This is a genomic window from Sphingomonas flavescens, from assembly GCF_030866745.1.
In the GTDB taxonomy this organism is placed as follows: domain Bacteria; phylum Pseudomonadota; class Alphaproteobacteria; order Sphingomonadales; family Sphingomonadaceae; genus Sphingomicrobium; species Sphingomicrobium flavescens.
This window is the reverse complement of the sequence record NZ_CP133016.1, coordinates 2,387,611-2,406,877: the sequence shown is the minus strand read 5'-3', so window position 1 is coordinate 2,406,877 and position 19,267 is coordinate 2,387,611. Positions and strand designations below refer to the sequence as shown.

General features: G+C 64.3%; 17 protein-coding genes and 1 tRNA gene. 14 read left to right on the top strand and 4 right to left on the bottom strand.

Annotation, left to right across the window (positions count from 1 at the left end; genetic code table 11):
- Positions 1 to 8 precede the first annotated feature (8 nt).
- The 4 genes from QU596_RS12325 to QU596_RS12310 are packed head-to-tail and all read left to right on the top strand — an operon-like array spanning position 9 to position 2,090.
- Positions 9 to 440 (top strand): YeeE/YedE family protein, encoded by a 432-nt coding sequence (locus tag QU596_RS12325; RefSeq protein WP_308515869.1) that lies wholly within the window; start codon positions 9 to 11, stop codon positions 438 to 440.
- Positions 440 to 892 carry a DUF6691 family protein gene (locus QU596_RS12320; RefSeq protein WP_308515867.1) on the top strand — a complete coding sequence of 151 codons (453 nt, stop codon included), beginning with the start codon at positions 440 to 442 and terminating at the stop codon, positions 890 to 892. Before QU596_RS12325 ends, QU596_RS12320 begins: the two co-directional genes overlap by 1 nt.
- A complete protein-coding gene (locus tag QU596_RS12315) occupies positions 889 to 1,311 on the top strand; it encodes a protein tyrosine phosphatase family protein (protein WP_308515866.1) in 423 nt (140 codons plus the stop codon). Before QU596_RS12320 ends, QU596_RS12315 begins: the two co-directional genes overlap by 4 nt.
- Positions 1,311 to 2,090 carry a sulfite exporter TauE/SafE family protein gene (locus QU596_RS12310; protein ID WP_308515865.1) on the top strand — a complete coding sequence of 260 codons (780 nt, stop codon included), beginning with the start codon at positions 1,311 to 1,313 and terminating at the stop codon, positions 2,088 to 2,090. Before QU596_RS12315 ends, QU596_RS12310 begins: the two co-directional genes overlap by 1 nt.
- 16 nt (positions 2,091 to 2,106) lie before the next feature.
- Here QU596_RS12310 and QU596_RS12305 read toward each other — a convergent pair whose 3' ends face one another.
- Positions 2,107 to 2,385 (bottom strand): hypothetical protein, encoded by a 279-nt coding sequence (locus QU596_RS12305; RefSeq protein WP_308515863.1) that lies wholly within the window; start codon positions 2,383 to 2,385, stop codon positions 2,107 to 2,109.
- Positions 2,386 to 2,560: 175 nt separating this feature from the next.
- Here QU596_RS12305 and QU596_RS12300 point away from each other — a divergent pair, with 175 nt between their 5' ends.
- Positions 2,561 to 3,094: a biliverdin-producing heme oxygenase gene (locus QU596_RS12300; protein WP_308515861.1), complete on the top strand. Its 534-nt coding sequence runs from the start codon at positions 2,561 to 2,563 to the stop codon at positions 3,092 to 3,094.
- Positions 3,094 to 5,679 carry an HWE histidine kinase domain-containing protein gene (locus tag QU596_RS12295; protein ID WP_308515860.1) on the top strand — a complete coding sequence of 862 codons (2,586 nt, stop codon included), beginning with the start codon at positions 3,094 to 3,096 and terminating at the stop codon, positions 5,677 to 5,679. The genes QU596_RS12300 and QU596_RS12295 overlap by 1 nt, the downstream gene beginning before the upstream one ends.
- Positions 5,680 to 5,890: 211 nt before the next feature.
- Here the strand turns inward: QU596_RS12295 and QU596_RS12290 are convergent.
- A tRNA-Ala gene (locus tag QU596_RS12290) sits at positions 5,891 to 5,966 on the bottom strand.
- Positions 5,967 to 6,191: 225 nt separating this feature from the next.
- On the opposite strand from QU596_RS12290, the gene QU596_RS12285 reads away from it, so the two are divergent.
- Positions 6,192 to 7,241, top strand: a complete 1,050-nt coding sequence (locus QU596_RS12285) for a DUF2171 domain-containing protein (RefSeq protein WP_308515859.1) — start codon at positions 6,192 to 6,194, stop codon at positions 7,239 to 7,241.
- 127 nt (positions 7,242 to 7,368) lie between these two features.
- A complete protein-coding gene (locus QU596_RS12280; RefSeq protein WP_308515857.1) occupies positions 7,369 to 8,355 on the top strand; it encodes an NADP-dependent oxidoreductase in 987 nt (328 codons plus the stop codon).
- Here the strand turns inward: QU596_RS12280 and ypfJ are convergent.
- Positions 8,352 to 9,245, bottom strand: coding sequence for a KPN_02809 family neutral zinc metallopeptidase (gene ypfJ, locus QU596_RS12275; protein ID WP_308515855.1), 894 nt, complete (start codon positions 9,243 to 9,245; stop codon positions 8,352 to 8,354). The genes QU596_RS12280 and ypfJ overlap by 4 nt on opposite strands.
- A gap of 99 nt (positions 9,246 to 9,344) precedes the next feature.
- On the opposite strand from ypfJ, the gene QU596_RS12270 reads away from it, so the two are divergent.
- The 6 genes from QU596_RS12270 (at position 9,345) to QU596_RS12245 (ending at position 17,444) form a co-directional block, all read left to right on the top strand.
- On the top strand, positions 9,345 to 10,112 hold the full coding sequence (locus QU596_RS12270; RefSeq protein ID WP_308515853.1) for a 3-hydroxybutyrate dehydrogenase: 768 nt from the start codon (positions 9,345 to 9,347) through the stop codon (positions 10,110 to 10,112).
- Positions 10,093 to 10,755 carry a DUF4893 domain-containing protein gene (locus tag QU596_RS12265; RefSeq protein WP_308515851.1) on the top strand — a complete coding sequence of 221 codons (663 nt, stop codon included), beginning with the start codon at positions 10,093 to 10,095 and terminating at the stop codon, positions 10,753 to 10,755. The genes QU596_RS12270 and QU596_RS12265 overlap by 20 nt, the downstream gene beginning before the upstream one ends.
- Before the next feature lie 5 nt (positions 10,756 to 10,760).
- Positions 10,761 to 12,062: an amidohydrolase gene (locus QU596_RS12260; RefSeq protein ID WP_308517996.1), complete on the top strand. Its 1,302-nt coding sequence runs from the start codon at positions 10,761 to 10,763 to the stop codon at positions 12,060 to 12,062.
- Positions 12,063 to 12,153: 91 nt separating this feature from the next.
- The gene (gene prsK, locus QU596_RS12255; RefSeq protein ID WP_308515849.1) at positions 12,154 to 14,202 is read left to right on the top strand and encodes an XrtA/PEP-CTERM system histidine kinase PrsK; all 2,049 of its coding nucleotides are present in this window, start codon (positions 12,154 to 12,156) and stop codon (positions 14,200 to 14,202) included.
- Positions 14,199 to 15,557: a PEP-CTERM-box response regulator transcription factor gene (gene prsR / locus QU596_RS12250; protein WP_308515847.1), complete on the top strand. Its 1,359-nt coding sequence runs from the start codon at positions 14,199 to 14,201 to the stop codon at positions 15,555 to 15,557. Before prsK ends, prsR begins: the two co-directional genes overlap by 4 nt.
- A 75-nt stretch (positions 15,558 to 15,632) precedes the next feature.
- Positions 15,633 to 17,444, top strand: a complete 1,812-nt coding sequence (locus QU596_RS12245; protein ID WP_308515845.1) for a DUF885 domain-containing protein — start codon at positions 15,633 to 15,635, stop codon at positions 17,442 to 17,444.
- On the opposite strand, the gene QU596_RS12240 is transcribed toward QU596_RS12245, so the two are convergent.
- Complete coding sequence (locus tag QU596_RS12240) at positions 17,441 to 19,228, bottom strand: ABC-F family ATP-binding cassette domain-containing protein (protein WP_308515843.1); 1,788 nt, start codon at positions 19,226 to 19,228, stop codon at positions 17,441 to 17,443. The genes QU596_RS12245 and QU596_RS12240 overlap by 4 nt on opposite strands.
- Positions 19,229 to 19,267: the final 39 nt, after the last annotated feature.

Sequence of the window (19,267 nt, the reverse complement as noted above, 5' to 3'; positions counted from 1 at the left end):
TAGAGGACGTGACTAGCCACGACATCATCTGGGCGAGCGCTGGTGGTCTGCTGATCGGCAGCGCAGCCGGTCTTCTGCTGATACTGTCGGGGCGCATTGCGGGCGTCAGCGGCATAGCGGCGACTGCTGTTCGAATCGCCGATCGCGGGCCTCCCTGGCTCCAGGCAGCCAATTTCATTCTTGGTCTCCTCGCCGGTACTTCATTAGTCGTCGCGGCGCTTGGCCGGCCTTCCGTAACCATCAGTTCCTCAATGCCTGTGCTGATCGTTGCCGGCTTGCTGGTGGGATTCGGCACGCGCCTGGGTAACGGATGTACGAGCGGTCACGGCGTCTGCGGTTTAGCCCGTCTGTCGCCCCGTTCCCTCGCCGCCACCGGTACGTTCATGACGGCCGGCTTCGTCACCGTTTACGTCGTCCGTCACCTGCCGGGGGCGAGCTGATGCGCCACGGACTGCCTGGGCTGATCGTTGGCGTGCTCTTTGGCGCGGGTCTAGCGCTGTCGGGCATGATCGATCCCGCGCGCGTGCTGGGTTTCCTCGATCTTGCCGGTAACTGGAACCCTGCGCTCGCCTTCGTTCTTGCTGCCGCCCTCGTTCCTTCCGCCATTGCCTACGCAATCGTTCGCCGGATGAGCGCGCCCCTGATGGCAACCGAATTCTGCATTCCGCAGAACCGCGAGATCGAACCGCGCCTGCTTGCCGGCGCAGCCCTCTTCGGCATCGGCTGGGGGCTGGCCGGCCTCTGTCCCGGACCGGCGATCGCGGGTCTGGTACTTGGCTATTGGCAGAACTGGCTGTTCGTCGCCGCCATGCTTGCCGGCATGTGGCTGCACCAGCGCTACGCCGAGGCTCGCGACGGTTTCCCTCCCAACATCGCAGGAGCGCGTCAATGACCGTGAAAAAGCTGACCGAGACCTTGTCCGTATCGACGTTCGTTCCACCGGCCGAACTTGCGCGCGCGGCGGCTGGCTTCCGGACGGTCATCAACAATCGCCCCGACGGTGAGGAACCCGGCCAACCCTCCTCCGAGTCCATCGCCCATGCCGCCCGCGAGGTCGGGCTCGATTATGTCCACATTCCAGTCGTCCCTGGGCAAATCGGCGCCTCCGACGTGGACAAATTTGCCGGGGCGCTAGACCAGCACGAGGGACCAGTGCTTGCATTTTGCCGCACCGGCACCCGGTCCACCATGCTGTGGGCCCTTTCGCAGGCCGGTCAGCGCAGTGCCGACGAGATTATCTCGACAGTGAAGGAAGCCGGGTACGACATCGAAGCCCTCAGGCCCAGGCTTGAGCAGGGCGCCGCGGCCTAATGGCGCTGGAGCCCATTCAGTATCTGCTTGGCGCATTTTCCGGCGCGCTGGTTGGGTTTGTTCTCGGCCTTGTCGGCGGAGGCGGATCGATCCTCGCCGTGCCGCTGATGGTTTACCTTGTTCGCGTGCCACAGCCGCACGTCGCCATTGGCACCAGCGCGCTCGCGGTGGCTGCCAACGCAGCGATGGGCCTGGTCAGTCACCACCGGATCGGCAACGTCAAGTGGCGCTGCGCGGCGTTATTTGCCGTCGCGGGGATTGTCGGTGCCGCGATCGGCTCGACCCTCGGCAAGGCGTTCGATGGTCAAAAGCTGCTCTTCCTGTTTGCACTGGTCATGATCGTCGTGGGCGTGCTGATGCTCCGCCGCCGCGCGCATACCGGCAATGCCGGCGTGCGCCTCGGGCGCGACAATGCGCTAAAGCTTTTGCTGTTCGGCTTCGGCGCTGGCCTTTTTTCCGGCTTTTTTGGAATCGGCGGCGGCTTCCTGATCGTGCCCGGCCTGATCGCGGCCACCGGCATGCCAATGTTAAACGCGGTCGGCTCATCGCTCGTGGCGGTCACGGCTTTTGGCCTGACGACGGCAGCCAATTATGCGCTGTCGGGCTTGGTCGACTGGCCCCTCGCAGGCTTGTTCATCGCCGGCGGTTTCCTCGGTAGCATGGCGGGCACCCGAGCGGCCAAGCGCCTGTCGGGCGGCGGTCACCTTTCGACCGTCTTTGCCGCCCTCATCTTCCTCGTTGCCGCCTACATGCTCTGGAAGACCGGTCTCGCCGTCTAGTTGGCGCGACCCGGGCTCAGCGCCGCGCGCCGCTAAATACGATCCCGCGACGATCTTCTGCTGCCCAGACGACCTCGCCCAGCAACGCCTGGCTGCCGCGACGAAGCAGAATTTCGGCGCCTTCGCGCGGCAAGTTGCGGCCCATTACGCGAGCACCGTTGAGGCAAATGTCCTCGATGATCAGTCCGCGCGTGGCGTCTCCAACACTGGATGCGGTGGCCTGGATGCTTACCGGCCGCCGCTTGATCCGCCGGCGTCCACCAATGCCATCGATCCGCTTTCCAAAATTCCGCATCGCAACGCTCCTACTGATTGCACCGATCAATGGCCGCGTCTCGCGGTCAGGCAATCGCAAAGACGCCGCTGTGCTTAAGCGGGACACTGACCGCACCCCACCTAAGCCCTTCATTCGCATTGATTTAAGTTATTCGAGACCGTATCGGCTGCAGAATTATCCGAGCTATTGCCCCTTGAAATCTCGCTTCACTCTCAAAGCCGCGACCGACGACGTTCACCGTGAGTTGGACGACCGTCTGTCGCGCCTCGATCTCGGGAGGCGCGAAGACTACTGCCAGTTCCTCCGCGTCCAGGCGCGCGCCGTGCCGCCAATTGAGGCAGCGCTCGCAGCGGGCGGCCTCGGTGATTTGATCGAGGGGTGGGAAGGCGCACGACGCACGACGGCACTAAAATCCGACCTCGCGGCCCTTGGCGAGCCAATGCCCTCGCCATGCGAACCGCCGCCGGTTTCAAGTGTGGCCGCTTTGCTTGGCACCGCCTACGTTCTTGAAGGCTCGCGCCTGGGCGGCCGCGTTTTGCGGAAGCAGGTGGGCGACGGAATGCCAGCCGATTTCCTCAAGGACGAGGATACGCTCGGTGCCTGGCCGGCCGTAGTTGCCGCATTGGACCGGCACCTCTATTCGGATGCTCTGATCGGTGAAGCAGAAAGTGCCGCGCGTCGCTGCTTCACCCTGTTCTTAAGCGTAGCGGTTGAGGCCGGGATCTGATGAGTACCAAGGCGCTCGTTGAAAACAGCAATGTCGACCTCACCAATTGCGATCGCGAGCCGATCCATCAGCTTGGTGAAATTCAGCCAATCGGTTTCCTGGTCGTCCTCACGGCCGATTGGATGATTTCGAACGTCTCCGCCAACATCGGGGAATTCCTAGACATTGATGAAGAGACGCTGATCGGCCGCCCGGCCACGGAGGTCTTCACCAAAAACGCCATTCACACACTGCGCAACCGCCTGGCACTTCTTCGCGGCAAGGATGCCCTCGAACGGGTGTTCAGGATGTCGCTGCAGGACAACGACCGCGTGTTCGATGTCGCGCTGCACATGTCGGGATCGCGCATCATCCTCGAGGCCGAAGAAAGCGCGGAGCACGACTACGGCGACGCGACCGGCACCGTTCGCGGCATGATCGGCCGCCTGGAGCAGGCCGATGACATGGCCGCCTTTTTCAACGAAGGTGCGCGCCAGATTCGCGCGCTGACCGGCTTCGACCGTGTCATGGTCTATCGTTTCTCGGAAGACGGGTCCGGCGAAGTCGTCGCTGAAAGCGCCAAGGGCGGCATTGGCCGTTTCCTGGGGCTTCACTACCCAGCATCAGACATTCCGCGGCAGGCGCGAGAGCTATATCTTCGAAGCTTGCTGCGCATCATCACGGATATCGACGCCGTGCCAGTGCCCATCCTTCCTGCGACGGACGAAAAGGGCGAGCCAGTCGATTTGTCGCTGTCGGTCCTGCGGTCGGTGTCGCGAATCCACATCGAATATTTGCGCAATATGGGCGTCCGCGCATCGATGTCGATTTCGATTGTCGTCGAAGGCAAGTTGTGGGGGCTCATCGCTTGCCACCATTATGCGCCGCGCTGCCCGAGCTTTGAACGTCGTTCAGTCGCCGAGCTGTTCGCTCAGATGTTCGCACTTCGGATTGAATCGCGCGAACGAAAGATGGTCGTCGAGTATGAGCGGCGCGCCCGTGATATCTCCGACCAGCTGCTTGGCGCGGTGGCGTCGGATGAGACGCTGCTCAACGATCCCGAATGGCTGTCTTCCATCCTGACGAGTGCAATTCCCGCGGACGGTGTCGGCGTCTGGATCAACGGCAATTATGCGTTCAGCGGCCTCACTCCCACGACCGGCGAATTCGCGCGGATCGTGCAAGCGCTAAATGCGACGGCCGCCGGGCGCGTCTACGCTACCGAGCGGATTGCGGCGCTGGTGCCGGAAATGGAGAATAACAAGTCGCCCGTCGCGGGCGTGCTGGCGATTCCAATCTCGCGCGCGCCACGCGATTACGTCATCCTCTTTCGGCAGGAACTCGTCCGATCGGTCCGCTGGGGCGGCGATCCACACAAGCCGGTCGAATACGGCCCCAACGGCCCGCGCCTCAGTCCTCGCCAGAGCTTCGAGGAGTGGAAAGAGACGGTCGTGGGCAAGTCCCTGCCCTTCTCCGCTTCGGAGATCCGCGTGGCTGAGACGTTGCGCGCGACCTTGATCGAGGTCGTCTTGCGGTTGTCCGACGAGGCGGATGCCGACCGGCGCGAAGCGACCAGCCGGCAGGAATTGCTCATCGCCGAGCTCAACCACCGCGTCCGCAACATCCTGTCACTGATCCGCGGCCTGATCCGCCAGTCGAAGCCTGCCGACGGCACTACCGTGGAGGATTTCGTCGCCGTGATCGACGGGCGGGTCCACGCACTGGCGCGCGCGCACAATCAGATCACTGACGACCACTGGGGTCCCGCACCGGTCAAGAATCTGCTTGAAGCCGAGGCCGCTGCGTTCTTAACGACGCAGAAGGACCGCCTGATCCTCGATGGGCCGCCTGTGCTGCTCAATCCGCAGGCTTATTCGACCCTCGCTCTCGTGGTCCATGAACTCGTCACCAATTCCGTGAAATATGGCAGCTTATCCGTTTCAGGCGGGGAGGCGTTGGCTGAATGGTCGGTCAAGGAGAATGGCGACCTGGACTTCTGTTGGCGGGAACAAGGCGGCCCGGAAGTTTGGCCTCCCCAACGCAAAGGTTTCGGCACGACCATTATCGAGCATAGCGTGCCCTACGATCTCGGCGGGACAGCCAAGGTCGATTATGCTCGAGAGGGTCTCCGTGCCGATTTTCTCATCCCGGCTAAACACGTCGTGCAGACCAAATCGCCGGCCGGCAACAAGATCAATCTGCCCGGCACGCCGCCGGTTGAAGCGCGGGAAGTGAGCGCATTGCTTCGCGGCAAGAACGTCCTGCTCGTCGAAGACAGTCTCATCATCGCCCTCGACGCCGAGGACCTCCTCGACCGTCTCGGTGCGGCTTCGGTGCACACGGAGTCGTCAGCGGTGGGCGCAATCGCCGCCGTCGAGACGCGGCGCCCGGACATCGCGATCCTCGACATCAATCTTGGCGATCACGACAGCGTGCCGATCGCGAACCGTCTCAGCGAGCTTGGCATCCCGTATATATTTGCCACCGGTTACGGCGAGCAAAGCCAGTTGCCGGACAAGCATCGCTCTCGGCCGGTGCTGCAGAAACCGTACACTCTCGCATCGTTGACCCGCCGATTGAGTGATCTGGCGGAACTCCAGGACTAACGCGCAGCGGTTCATTCAGGGACGACTCCGCGCGCGCAGCGTGACTTCAGCTGCCAGAAGGCGCATAATTGCGTCGAGAGTCACAGGAGTTCGGGGCAATGAACGCCATTCTCGCCATCGCGGTTACGGCAACACGGCTAGCGCAACCCAAGGTTCTTCGGCCAAAGGCGGCCCAGGGCACGGCGCGCCCCCGTTAAGTCTAAGCATGGGCTGGTGGAGCTGAGGGGAATCGAACCCCTGACCTCTGCAGTGCGATTGCAGCGCTCTCCCATCTGAGCTACAGCCCCGCGCCTTCCAGCCTGGCATCGGGCCGATGGGATCGGACCCGCGAGGAAGCGGCTCCCTAGCCGCGATTTTCCGGCCTTGCAATCGCCTGGCCCGCGCATCCCTCACCTCATCGAATAAGCGTCCTTGCCGAGCCGTCACGATAGGAACGGCGAGCCACGGCTGTTCGTTTCAAAACCTGTGCCTGGCCGATCCCCTGCGGCCAGTCCGAGTACAGGAGACATTTCATGGCTTATGACCGTTACGACCGCGGCGACGACCGCCAGCGCTGGCGAGACGACAGCAATTCCGAACGTGCTTGGCGCGGCAACGACCGCAGCGGCCGCCGTGATGAGCGCGGCTTTTTCGAACGTGCCGGCGACGAGATTTCGTCCTGGTTCGGCGATGACGATGCCGAACGCCGCCGCCGCGAAGACCAGATGCGCGATCAGCGCGAGCGCGGGTTCAGCGGCCAGGACCGCGACCGCGACCGCGGTCGCGACTGGAACGAGAACCGCGGTCTGTTTTCCCGCGGCGGCTCGAGCGAACGCGACTACGGCCGCGGCTCGTTGAGCGGCATGTGGAGCCGCGGCCGCGATGACGATCGTTCGGACCGCTTCGGCGAACGCGACCGCGATTACCGGCCGATGACCGGCGATTACGGCCGCGGATATGAATCCGACCGGTTCTCGTCGAACAGGAACTTCGATCGCGCTGAGCGCAGCGGCAGCTATGATCTTGGCGGCGACAACGCCCGCACCCCCTGGGGCCGCGACGATTATCGCAACACCAGCCGCGCCGGGACGTGGGACCAGTCCGACCGCTCGCGTCATGACCGCGATACGGACCCGCACTATCGCAACTGGCGCGATCGCCAGATGAGTGAGCTCGACCGCGACTATGACGACTATCGCCGCGAGCATCAGTCGAAGTTCGAGAGCGAATTCGGCAGCTGGCGCGAAACTCGTCAGCAGAAGCGCGGTCTGCTCGGTCAAGTCCGCGAGCACATGGAAGTCGTCGGCAACGATGATCAGCACGTCGGCACGGTCGACAAGGTCGCGGGCGATCGCATCATCCTGACCAAGTCCGACCCGGACGCCGGCGGAGCTCACCATTCGCTCAGTTGCTCGACTATCGACCGGATCGAAGAGAATCGCGTCATCCTGGACTGCTCGGCGGACCAGGCGCGCAAGAACTGGCGCGACGAAAGCCGTAGCCGCGCGCTGTTCGAGCGTGACGACCAGGGCGAGATGGGCCCGCGTATTCTCGATCGAAGCTTCGAGGGCACCTACCGCTAATCCGGTAGCACGCAAGCCTCCGGTCAGCGGGGGCTGACACGAGACCCGGCGGCATCCCCTTCCGCCGGGTCTTTTGTATCTGGAGTACAGCCCGTAAGGCCGACCGCGATCCTTGAGGAGAAGAGCGATGGCCCGCGCCTGGCACCTGAAGAGCCGCCCCAGCGGCATGCCGACCCCCGACAATTTCGAGCTGAAGGACCTCTCGCTACCCGAACTCGGCGAAGGCCAGGTGCGCGTGCGCAACCGCTGGCTGTCGGTCGATCCTTATATGCGGGGGCGGATGAACGACGTGAAAAGCTACGTCCCTCCGTTTCAGGTCGGCGAGCCCCTTGAGGGCGGCGCGATTGGCGAAGTGGTCGACAGCAAGGCAGACGGTCTGAAAGCCGGCGATCTGGTTCAGCACATGGCTGGCTGGCGGGACGAGGCGGTCATCGATGCCCGCACCGCGCAGAAGCTGCCCGAGCTAGGCGCACCTCCCGAGATGTTTCTCGGACTGCTTGGAGTGACGGGCGCCACGGCTTATTTCGGCTTGCTCGAAACCGCCGCAGCCAAGGCTGGTGACGTCGTGTTCGTTTCCGCCGCAGCAGGTGCTGTGGGCTCCGCGGTCGTGCAGATTGCCAAGGCGAAGGGCATGACCGTCATCGGCTCGGCCGGCGGACCGGAAAAATGCGAGTTCGTCCGCTCGCTCGGGGCCGATCATGTGATCGATTACAAAGGCGGCTCGGTCCTCAAGGGTCTAGCCGCAGCCGCTCCAGAAGGCATCGACGTCTATTTCGATAACGTTGGCGGGGACCATCTGGATGCGGCGCTGGCGGTGGCGCGTCAGAACGCCCGCTTCGCGATCTGCGGCATGATCGACAGCTACAACGCCGCCGAGCCGATGAGCTTGCGCTTCATCCAGCGCATCATCGCCGCGCGGATCATGCTGAAAGGCTTCATAGTCTTCGACTTCTTCCCGAAAATGGCGGACTTCTACGCCGAAATGGGCCCGTGGGTGGCGAACGGCACGGTCAAGTCACGCGAGACCGTGATGGACGGCCTCGACAGTACGCGCGACGCCTTTCTTGGCCTCTTCACAGGCCAGAACACCGGAAAGATGCTCGTCCGGCTTTAGCCGTTGAACTTGCAGGCGGCCGGGTCGCCCGACTGGAGACCCGTCCGTAAGGCATTCATCCGCTGGGCCGAGGTGCCGTGCGTGAAGCTTTCCGGAACGACCACGCCCTGCGTCTGCTTTTGCAAGGTATCGTCGCCGATCGCTTCGGCGGCACGCATACCCTCTTCGACATCGCCCGGTTCGATCGCTCGCTGCCCCTGAGGATCCTTAGCGTTTGCGGCCCACACGCCGGCGTAGCAGTCGGCTTGCAGCTCAACCTTGACCTGCTCCGCATTGCCTTGCGCCTCACTCATGCGCGCCTGTGAATTGTGCGCCTGGTCGAGCGTCCCTTCCAGATTTTGGATGTGGTGGCCGACCTCGTGAGCAACGACATAATATTGCGCGAAGTCACCAGGTGCGCCGAAGCGTTGACTTAGCTCCGTGAAGAATTCCGGATCGATGTAGATGCGTTGGTCATTCGGGCAGTAAAATGGACCCATTGCCGCTTGGCCCATCCCACACGCGGTTTGCTCACGGCTCGTATACGCAACCAGCCGCGGCGGCGTGTACCGCTCGCCCGCACGCTGGAAGAGTTGGCCCCACACTTGATTGGTCGATGCGACCGCGCTGGACAAGATGTGGCGCTGATCCGGCGTCAGCGTTGATTGGCCGTTCGGAGCGCTTTGTGTCGTGCTCGGTCCCGATGGGATCAGTCCACCGCCGCCACCCCCAAGCTGTGTCAGCGCGCAGTAGCCGAGCAGGAGGATGACCACTCCGACGATGCCAAAGCGGCTAGCGACTAGCGGAAGCAGGCAGCCAAGCGCATTGCCGCCGCCGCCACCCAGTCCAAATCCGCCACCGCTCTGTCCCGTGCGATCGTCGAAATTGTCGCCACCGTCGCCTAGCCGCATGGGTAACCCTCCTGTTGCACAGCCGTAATGCTTAAGCGCGGCGGCGGTTGCAATCGACCGGCATCGCGGCAAGGGATCGCTGCAAAGGAGATCATTCGCATGCTGCTCGAAGGCAAAGTCGCACTCGTCACCGGATCGACCTCGGGCATTGGGCTCGCCATCGCCAAAGCGCTCGCGGCGGAAGGCGCGAAGCTCATGATCAACGGCTTCGGCGACCAGGCGGCGATCGACCGCGAGTGCGCAGAGCTCGGCGCGATCCACGACGGTGCCGACATGTCCAAGGCTGACGACATCGCCCGGATGATGGAGCGCTGCGCATCGGAGCTCGGCGGACCCGACATCCTCGTCAACAATGCCGGCATCCAGCACGTCTCGCCGGTCCAGGATTTCCCGCCGGAGAAGTGGGACGCGATCATCGCCATCAATCTGACCGCGGCGTTCCACACGACGCGCCTCGCGGTCCCTGGCATGAAGGCCAAGGGCTGGGGGCGGATCATCAACACGGCGAGCGCGCATAGCCTGATCGCCTCGCCCAACAAGAGCGCCTACGTCGCGGCCAAGCACGGCATCGCCGGCTTCACCAAAAGCGTCGCGCTGGAGATGGCGCGCGACGGCATCACCGCCAATTGCATTTCGCCCGGCTATGTCTGGACGCCGCTGGTCGAGGCGCAGATCCCCGACACGATGAAGACGCGCGGCCTCACCCGCGAGCAGGTGATGAACGACGTGCTGCTGGCGGCTCAGCCGACCAAGCAGTTCGTGACGCCCGAACAGGTCGCCGCATTGGCGCTGTTCCTCTGCCGCGACGAGGCTTCGGCGATGACGGGGACGAACGTCAGCATGGACGGTGGCTGGACCGCCGCTTAAGCTCGCCGCCATGCGCCTCGCCCTGCTCCTCCCTGCCGCTTCGGTCCTTGCGAGTTGCAGCGTCGTCGAGCAGCCGTCGGGACTCATCCCGCGCTGGACCACCGCCTATCGCCAGATCATCCACGACGACGATCGCGTGCGCCTGCGCGACTGGCGAACCAGCTTCACCGAAGCGCTGGCGAGCGCTCGCGCGACCGGCCACAGCGCCGAGATCGACCGCGAAGGCGCGCTGCTCAATCCGGATGCGGCGCTGACCCAGCCCGGTTTGCCGAACGGTATTTACCGCTGCCGCGTGATCAAGCTCGGCGCGAGGCAGCCCGAGAATCTCACCTTCGTCAGCTATCCCGCATTTACCTGCCGGGTCCGCGCCGAGCGTGAACTGCAACGGCTGACCAAGCTGACGGGATCGCAGCGCTACGTTGGTCTGATCTTCCCGGGCGACGCGCTCCGCAACGTCTTTCTCGGCACGCTCGTCCTGGGCGATGAGACGCGGGCCATGCAATATGGCCAGGACGAGCAGCGCGACGTCGCCGCTTATGTTGAACGGATCGGCCCGCAGCGCTGGCGGCTGATCATGCCCGAGCCGCGGTTCGAATCGCGCATCGATGTGATGGAACTCGTTCCCGCAGGAGCAACGCCTTGAAGTCCATGCTATGGCTCGCCGCTGCCATGACCGCTTTTCCCGTCCCCGCCGGCGCCGCCGCGCTCTCCGACGCCATCCGCGCGGACATGCCGATGCTGATGAACCTTTATCGGGACCTGCACGCCAATCCCGAACTGTCGATGCAGGAGGTGCGCACGCCCGCAAAGCTTGCGCCGGAAATGCGCAAGCTCGGCTTCGAGGTCACTGAGCATGTCGGCAAGACGGGTGTGGTAGCGGTCATGAAGAACGGTCCTGGCCCGGTGCTCATGCTCCGCGCGGACATGGACGCGCTCCCGGTCAAGGAGCAGACCGGTTTGCCCTTCGCCTCCAAGGCCATGGGCAAGCTTCCGGACGGTACCGAGACGCCCGTCATGCATGCCTGCGGGCACGATACGCACGTGACCACCTGGCTAGGGACCGCTCGCCGTCTCGCTGCCATGAAGAACCAATGGTCAGGCACTCTCGTCATGGTCCTGCAGCCGGGCGAAGAGCGAGTCCTCGGCGCCAAGGCCATGCTCGACGACGGCTTGTTCACGCGCTTTCCGAAGCCGGATTACATGGTCGCGTTCCACGATGCGGCGGCCCTTCCGGCTGGGCAAATTGGCATTACACCCCGCTACGCCCTGGCTAACTCTTCGAGCGTCAACATCACCATCCACGGCGTCGGCGGGCACGGTGCCTATCCGCACACGACCAAGGATCCGATCGTGCTCGGCGCGCGCATCGTCGAAGCGCTGCAGACATTGGTCAGTCGCGAGAACAATCCGTTCGAACCCGCGGTGGTGACGGTCGGCAGCTTCCATGCGGGCACGAAGAACAACATCATCTCCGACGAGGCCAAGCTGCAGCTGACCGTCCGCTCTTATCCGGCCGAAGTGCAGGAGAAACTGATCGCCGGCATCCGCCGCATTGTCCGCGGCGAGGCCATCGCCGCCGGCATTCCCGAGGACAAGATGCCCGAGGTGACTGTGCCGGAATCGGCGCCCTCGACCTTCAACACCGACGAACTCGGCCAGCGTATGCGCGGCGTCTTCAGCCAGCATTTCGGCGCCGATCGGGTGGTCGAATCCAGGCCGATCATGGCGAGTGAAGACTTCAGCCGCTACTGGCTTGCCGACAAGAGCAAGCAGTCACTGCTGTTCTGGGTCGGCGGCACGCCGCGCGACAAATGGGACGCCGCAAAGGGCGACGAGACCAAGCTGCCCTCGCTGCACTCACCCTTCTGGGCACCCGACGCCGAAGCCGTGATCTCCACCGCTACAGAAGCAATGACCGTGGCCACGCTCGACATCCTGAAGAAGGGCTGATTCGCCGCTTTCTTTCCGCCGCGTTCACCATTCCTTTGTAAAGTTTAGCGACACCCCGGCACATGTCGGGCGCTTTGACAGCGGATCGCGCATGGACGCGCTGATCACCTTCTGGAGTCACGCCCTCGGCGCGGCCTGCTTTGCTGCGCTGACCTTGTGGCGGCTTGGCGAGGCGGCACGCCGGCCCGAACAGCGGCTGCTGGCTGGCGCTTTTGCGATGACTGCCTGCTGGGCCTGGCTTGCTGCGGTCGTACCCGACGATCAGCTTACATCGCTCGCCGAGAGCGCCCGCAATCTCATCTGGATCAGCGTCCTCTACAGTCTGTCATCCGCCGAAAAGGATCGCCAACAGGCGCTGAAGCTCGTTTACGGCGCCGTCGCCGGCGTCATCGGGCTGCAGCTAATCGGCGGCCTGTTTCAGGCATTCAGTCCAAGCGCGTCCATTGCGCAAACGGCGGTCGTTTTGCGGATTACGACGGCCGCGGGCGCGCTGGTCCTCGTCCACAACGTCTATGGCCAGGCGGCGCCTGCCAGCCGCTCGCACATCCGCTCGGCGATGGTCGGCCTCGCGCTGATCTGGACCTACGACCTCAACCTTTACACGCTGTCCTACATCGCCGGGACGAGCCCGGGTCTACTCCAGTGGCGCGGCATCGCCATTGCATTGGCCGCGCCGCTGTTTGCGGCCTCGATGCGGAACCACGGTCAATGGCGGGTGAGGCTATCACGCGCGGCGACCTTCCAGTCTCTCTCCCTGCTCGCGATCTGCGCTTACTTCGCGCTGATGGCGATCCTGGCAACTGCCCTGCGCGGCAGCAGCGCGGACTGGTCGTCAGTCGCGACGGTTCTGCTCCTTGCCGGCATGACAATTGGAGCAATGGTCTTGCTGCCCAGCGCGAAGGCTCGCGCCTGGTTCAAGGTCAAGCTTGCAAAGCATCTGTTCGAGCACCGCTACGATTATCGCGTCGAATGGCTGCGCTTTACCGAAACGCTCGGCCGGGACGGCGCCGACGCCCCGCCGCTGACCGAGCGGATCGTGACCGCCTTTGCCGACGTGGTCGACGCGCCAGGCGGAATGCTCCTCGTTCGTGAGGGTGCGGGTCTGGCGGTCGCCGACACCAGCAACTGGCCGGGTTTGACGCCGGGACCGGACGCCTTCGACGGCGCACCGGACTTCTGGAATGGAATGGAAGCCAGCGGCCGCGTGATCGAGTTCAAAGGCTTCGGAACGCTGCGCAGCGAGCGCGAACGAACGCCCGTCGTTCCGCAATGGCTGCTAGACGAACCGGCCGCATGGGTCGGCGTGCCGCTGCTTCATCACCAGCGGCCGATCGGCCTCGTCGTGCTCGCCGCGCCGGAATTCCGCCGTCAGCTCGATTGGGAAGATTTCGATCTGTTGAAGACGGCGGGAATTCAGGCCGCCAGTTCGCTTGCCGAAGCACTGGGTCAGGAAGCGCTGAACCACGCGCAGCGGTTCGAGGAGTTCAACCGCCGCTTCGCGTTCATCTTGCACGACATCAAGAATCTGGTGAGCCAGCTGTCGCTGCTTGCGCGCAACGCCGAGCGGCATGCCGACAATCCTGAATTCCGCGCCGACATGGTCGCGACGCTGCGCTCGTCCGTCGGCAAGATGAACGACCTGCTGGCGCGACTGTCGCCGCATTCGGCGACGCGCGTGCAGCGCGTGGACTCGCAGATCCTTCGCCCCATCCTGACAGCCGCAATCGCCGCCAAGCGCCGCGACCGGGAAGTCCAACTACTCGGCGACGCCAATGTGGAAGCGCTGGTCGATCCGGTCGCGCTCGAACAAGCCGTTGGGCACCTGCTGCAGAACGCGCTGGATGCAAGCAGCGGCGAGGCGGTGACGGCGCGTGTCGATCGGCATCCATCGGGCGTCACTATCGCCATTGCTGACAAGGGCATCGGCATGGACGGCGACTTCGTCCGTAATCGTCTGTTCGAGCCATTCGCCTCGACCAAGCCCGGCGGCTTTGGCATCGGCGCCTTCGAAGCGCGATCGCTCGTCGCTGCCATGGGCGGCCGCTTGTCCGTCGACAGCCGTCCGGGCCGGGGCACCACCTTCACCATCTTGCTCCCCGCCCCCGAGGCACTGGCTGAGCCAATTAGGAAAAGCGCATGACCGACCAATCCAAAGTCCTGCTGATCGTCGAGGACGACGAGGGCCTGCAGCGCCAGCTTAAATGGGCTTACGACGGCTATCAGGTCGTCGTCGCCAGCGACCGCGCAAGCGCCATCGAAATGCTGCGCGCCTACGAGCCGGCGGTCGTCACGCTCGACCTCGGCCTGCCGCCCGATCCCGACGGTACGGACGAGGGTTTCGCGACGCTGGCTGAGATTCTGCAGCTCAAGCCGGACACCAAGGTCGTCGTCGCCACCGGCCACGGCGCGCGCGAAAGCGCCACCCGCGCTGTCGCCATGGGTGCCTACGATTTTTACAAGAAGCCGGTCGATATCGACGAACTCGGCTTCATCGTCGCCCGCGCGTTCCACCTGCACGAGATCGAGAGCGAGAACCGCCGCCTGGAGACCGGTGCCGCGACCGTGCTCGGCTCGATCATCACCGCCGCTCCGGAAATGCAGAAGGTCGCCAAGACCATCGAGCGTGTCGCGTCGGCCGATGTCTCCGTCATGCTCCTCGGCGCGAGCGGCACCGGCAAGGAACTGCTCGCCCGTGCGGTCCATGAGAAGAGCGGCCGAAAGGGCGAATTCGTCGCCATCAACTGCGCCGCCATCCCCGAAAACCTGCTCGAAGCCGAGTTGTTCGGTTATGAGCGCGGTGCGTTCACCGGCGCGGTTAAGTCGAACATCGGCAAGATCGAAGTCGCGCAGGGTGGCACGCTCTTTCTCGACGAGGTCGGCGACATCCCGCTGCCGCTGCAGGTCAAGCTGCTGCGCTTTCTGCAGGAGCGCGTGATCGAACGGATCGGCGGGCGTCAGCCGATCGCGGTCGACACGCGCATCGTCTGCGCGACGCACCAGGATCTTGCCGCGATGCAGGCCGACGGGCGCTTCCGCGAAGACCTTTACTACCGCCTCGCCGAGATCGTGGTGAAGATCCCATCCCTCGCGGAGCGCGCGGGCGATGCGGTGCTGCTGGCGCGCCACTTCATCAACCGCTTCGGCCGCGAGCTGAATGTCGGGCCTCTGTCGCTCAGCCCCGAAGCCGCCGAAGCGATCGACGTCTACGGCTGGCCAGGCAACGTTCGCGAGCTGGAGAACCGCATCAAGCGCGCGGTGATCATGGCCGACGGCAAGAGCATCACCGCGGGCGATCTCGACCTTCAGGCTGGCGTCGTGCCGAGTGACGATGTGCTACCGATCAACCTGCGCGCCGCGCGCGAAGTGGCCGACCGCAAGGCGATCCGTCAGGCAATGACGCGGACCGAGAACAATATCTCGGGCGCCGCGAAGCTTCTCGGCATCAGCCGGCCGACGCTTTACGACTTGCTGAAACAATATCGTCTGCAAGCGTAAGGACCTTTTCGACCGGCGGAGTTTGCGCGGCGAAACGGCGGCGGTAAGTGTCCTTCCACAAGAAGGGGACTCTCGATGGATCGTCGTTCATTTCTCGCCAGCAGCGCGACGCTTGCGCTGCTCCCGCTGATCGACACGCGTGCCATCGCGCAAGCGGCAAAGGGCGCGAACGACGCCAAGCTCAACGCTCTGTTCGACCAGATCTTTCAGCGGCAGGTCCGTGAATCCCCGACGTTCGCGACCTATCTTGGGCTCGACAACGGCGCGAATGCGAAGCTGCGCTCGACCTTCGACATGCGCCCGCCCAATGTGCAGCGGAAGGCCAATGCCGCGCGTGATCGGGCCGCCCTCGCCGCCGTCCGCGCGATCGCGCCATCGACGCTTTCGCCGACCGCGCAGCTCAATCGCGAAATCGTCATCTACGACCTCGAAACCAACCTCTCGTCCTACGACAAGTTCAAGATCGATTCCGTCCAGCAGCCCTACATCATCTCGCAGCAGAGCGGCGCCTACTTCTCGATCCCCGACTTCCTCAACAGCGCGCATCCGATCGAGACCCGCAGCGACGCGGAAGCTTACCTCACCCGCCTCGGCCAGTTCGGGAAGCTGCTCGACTTCGACACCCAGGATCAGATCGAGATGGCGCAGCGCGGCTTCCTCGCCCCGGCATGGTCGCTCGACCTCGCGCTTGGTCAGATGGAAGCGTTGCGCAAACCGGCGGCCGCCGAGAGCGACATGGTGCAGTCGCTCGTGCGCCGAACGAAGGCGAAGAACCTTGCCGGCGATTGGGGCGCCCGCGCTGCAAAAATCGTCGAGCAGCAAGTATACCCCGCGCTCGACCGGCAGATGGCCGCCGTCCGCAAGCTTAAGCCGACGACCAGGCCGGGCGATGGCGCGACCCGCTTGCCCCGCGGCGCGGAAATCTATGCGGCCGCACTCGCGCAGGCGACAACCAGCAGCATGACGCCGGAGGAGGTGCACCAGCTCGGCCTGTCCCAGGTCGCCGAATATACGGCGCAGCTCGACTCCGTTCTCAAGCAGGCGGGCTTCGCGACCGGCACGGTCGGTGAGCGCCTCGCGACGCTGAACAATTCTCCAGCGCAACTTTATCCGAATACCGATCCAGGCCGCGTCGAGCTGATCGCCAGCCTCAATGCGAACGTGAAGGAAATGATGGGCCTGCTGCCCAAGGCCTTCGCCACCCTGCCCGGCCAGCCGCTGGAAATCCGCCGTGTACCGCCGGAAATTCAGGACGGCGCGTCGAACGGCTATTACCGCCCCGCGACGCTCGATGGCTCACGCCCGGCGATCTATTTCATCAACCTCAAGTCGACCGGCGACTGGCCCAAATATTCGCTGCCCTCGCTAACCTATCACGAGGGCGTCCCTGGACATCACCTGCAGATCAGCCTGGCGCAGGAGTCGAAAGATATCCCGATGCTGCGCAAGCTCAGTTTCTACTCGTCCTACATCGAAGGCTGGGCGCTCTATTCGGAGCAGCTCGCTGACGAGCTCGGCGGCTACAAGGGAATCGAAAAGGGCGGCTACTTGCAGTCCTTCCTTTTCCGCTCGGCGCGTCTCGTCGTCGACACCGGCCTCAACAGCAAAGGCTGGAGCCGTGAGCAGGCGGTCGATTACATGACCAAAACCACCGGCTTCCCGCGCGCCCGCGTTCAACGCGAAGTCGAGCGCTACTGCATCTCGATCGGCCAGGCCTGCAGCTACAAGGTCGGTCACCTCGCTTGGCTCCGCGCGCGAGAGAAAGCGAAGAGCATCCTCGGCGCCAAGTTCGACATCAAGCAGTTCCACGAGGTGCTCAAGGACGGCTCGATGCCGCTGACGATCCTGGAACGGCGTGTCGAAGAGCGGGCGCGAGCGCTGGCCTAAGCGCCCAGCGCCTCGGCCATTTCCGCGACTTCGAGCCAGCGCAACTCTGCGGCCTCGATCTCGGCGCGGTTGCGCGCGATTTGCTCCGTCAGCTTGGCGAAGCGGTCGGGATCGCGGGTGTACAGGTCGGCGTCATTCAGTGCCGCCTCGTCGGCCGCGACCGCTGCCTGCAGGCGATCAATCTCGCCCGGCAACCGGTCGTAATCCCGCTGATCCTTGTAGGTCAGCTTCTTTGCGACCGCCGGTGCTCGCGCTTCCGCAGCTGCAGCCTTTGACGGCGCTTTGGCCGGCGCACGCGCCGCCTCGTACCGCTGTTTGATCCAGTCCTCGTAACCGCCTGCGACGACATCCACCCTGCCCGAGCCGTCGAGGCCAAGCGTGATCGTCACCGTGCGGTCGAGGAAGTCGCGGTCGTGGCTGACGATCAGCACCGTGCCGTCATAATCCGCGATCACCTCCTGCAGCAGGTCGAGCGTTTCGAGGTCGAGGTCGTTGGTCGGCTCGTCCAGCACCAGCAGGTTCGCCTCACGCGCGAACTCTCGCGCCAGCAAAAGCCGCGACCGCTCGCCGCCCGATAGCGAACCGATCGGCGCATCGGTCAGCGACGGATCGAACAGGAATTCCTTGAGATAGCCCTTGATGTGCTTCTTGGCTCCGCGCACCTCGATCCAGTCGCCGCCATTGGCGAGCACGTCCTTCACGCGCTTGGCCGGGTCCATCAACTTGCGCTGCTGGTCGATGACGATGCCGCTGAGGGTTTTCGCCTGCGTCACCGTGCCTTTGTCCGGCTTCATCTCCCCGGTCAGCAGCTTGAGTAGCGTCGTCTTACCCGCCCCGTTCGGGCCGACGACACCGATCCGGTCGCCACGCTGGATGCGCAGCGTGAAGTCGCGGATGATCGGCCGCTCGCCAAAGCTCTTCGACACCTGCTCTGCGTCGATGACCGTCTTGGACCGGACGTCGTCCTTCGCCAGCGCCAGCTTTGCAGACCCCGCGGGCCCCAGCATCGCTGCCCGCTGTGCCCGCATTTCGTGCAGTTTCGTCAGCCGCCCTTGGTTGCGCCGCCGCCGCGCGGTCACGCCCCGCTGCAACCAGTGCAGCTCCAGCTTCAGCTTTGCGTCCAGCTTCTCCGCCGCGCGCGCTTCTTCGTCATAGACGCGCTCGGTCCACGCCTCGAACCCGCCGAATCCGATCTCGGCGCGGCGCAGGCCGCCGCGGTCCAGCCAGATGCAGCTACGCGTCAGCCGGGTCAGGAACGTGCGGTCGTGGCTGATGACGATGAAAGCGCCTTTGAAACGCTTCAGCCATTCTTCCAGCCATTCGATCGCACCGAGGTCGAGATGGTTGGTCGGCTCGTCGAGCAGCAGCACGTCCGGGTTTTGCGCCAGCGCCCGCGCAATTGCCGCGCGCCGCCGTTCGCCGCCGCTGGCCGTCGCCGTCGGACGCGACAGGTCGATACCGAGCTGGTCGGCAATCGCCGCCGCCTCATGCGCTTCCGGCGCATCCTTGCCGCCGAGCACCCACGCCTCCAGCGTATCGAAGCCGGCCATGTTCGGATCCTGCTCCAGCATGACGACATGCGTCCCGGGCTTGATCGTGCGCTTGCCCTCGTCGGTATCGATCGTCCCGGCGAGGCACTTGAGCAACGTCGTCTTGCCCGCGCCGTTGCGGCCGATCAGCGCCAGCCGGTCGCGCTCGCCGATGTACAGATCCAAACCGCGGAACAGCCAGCCTTCACCTTGGATCAAGCCAAGGTCTTCATAAGATAATACAGGCGCGGCCATGGCGGGCGCTTAAGCGAGCACTGCCGGTGCCTCAAGCGA

Coding starts and splice junctions, on each gene's coding strand:
- QU596_RS12270 (WP_308515853.1), top strand. CDS start 9,345: ATGCTGCTCGAAGGCAAAGTCGCACTCGTCACCGGATCGACCTCGGGC.
- prsK (WP_308515849.1), top strand. CDS start 12,154: ATGGACGCGCTGATCACCTTCTGGAGTCACGCCCTCGGCGCGGCCTGC.
- QU596_RS12295 (WP_308515860.1), top strand. CDS start 3,094: ATGAGTACCAAGGCGCTCGTTGAAAACAGCAATGTCGACCTCACCAAT.
- QU596_RS12305 (WP_308515863.1), bottom strand. CDS start 2,385: ATGCGGAATTTTGGAAAGCGGATCGATGGCATTGGTGGACGCCGGCGG.
- QU596_RS12280 (WP_308515857.1), top strand. CDS start 7,369: ATGGCCCGCGCCTGGCACCTGAAGAGCCGCCCCAGCGGCATGCCGACC.
- QU596_RS12320 (WP_308515867.1), top strand. CDS start 440: ATGCGCCACGGACTGCCTGGGCTGATCGTTGGCGTGCTCTTTGGCGCG.
- QU596_RS12260 (WP_308517996.1), top strand. CDS start 10,761: ATGCTATGGCTCGCCGCTGCCATGACCGCTTTTCCCGTCCCCGCCGGC.
- QU596_RS12285 (WP_308515859.1), top strand. CDS start 6,192: ATGGCTTATGACCGTTACGACCGCGGCGACGACCGCCAGCGCTGGCGA.
- QU596_RS12240 (WP_308515843.1), bottom strand. CDS start 19,228: ATGGCCGCGCCTGTATTATCTTATGAAGACCTTGGCTTGATCCAAGGT.
- QU596_RS12310 (WP_308515865.1), top strand. CDS start 1,311: ATGGCGCTGGAGCCCATTCAGTATCTGCTTGGCGCATTTTCCGGCGCG.
- QU596_RS12245 (WP_308515845.1), top strand. CDS start 15,633: ATGGATCGTCGTTCATTTCTCGCCAGCAGCGCGACGCTTGCGCTGCTC.
- ypfJ (WP_308515855.1), bottom strand. CDS start 9,245: ATGCGGCTAGGCGACGGTGGCGACAATTTCGACGATCGCACGGGACAG.
- QU596_RS12315 (WP_308515866.1), top strand. CDS start 889: ATGACCGTGAAAAAGCTGACCGAGACCTTGTCCGTATCGACGTTCGTT.
- prsR (WP_308515847.1), top strand. CDS start 14,199: ATGACCGACCAATCCAAAGTCCTGCTGATCGTCGAGGACGACGAGGGC.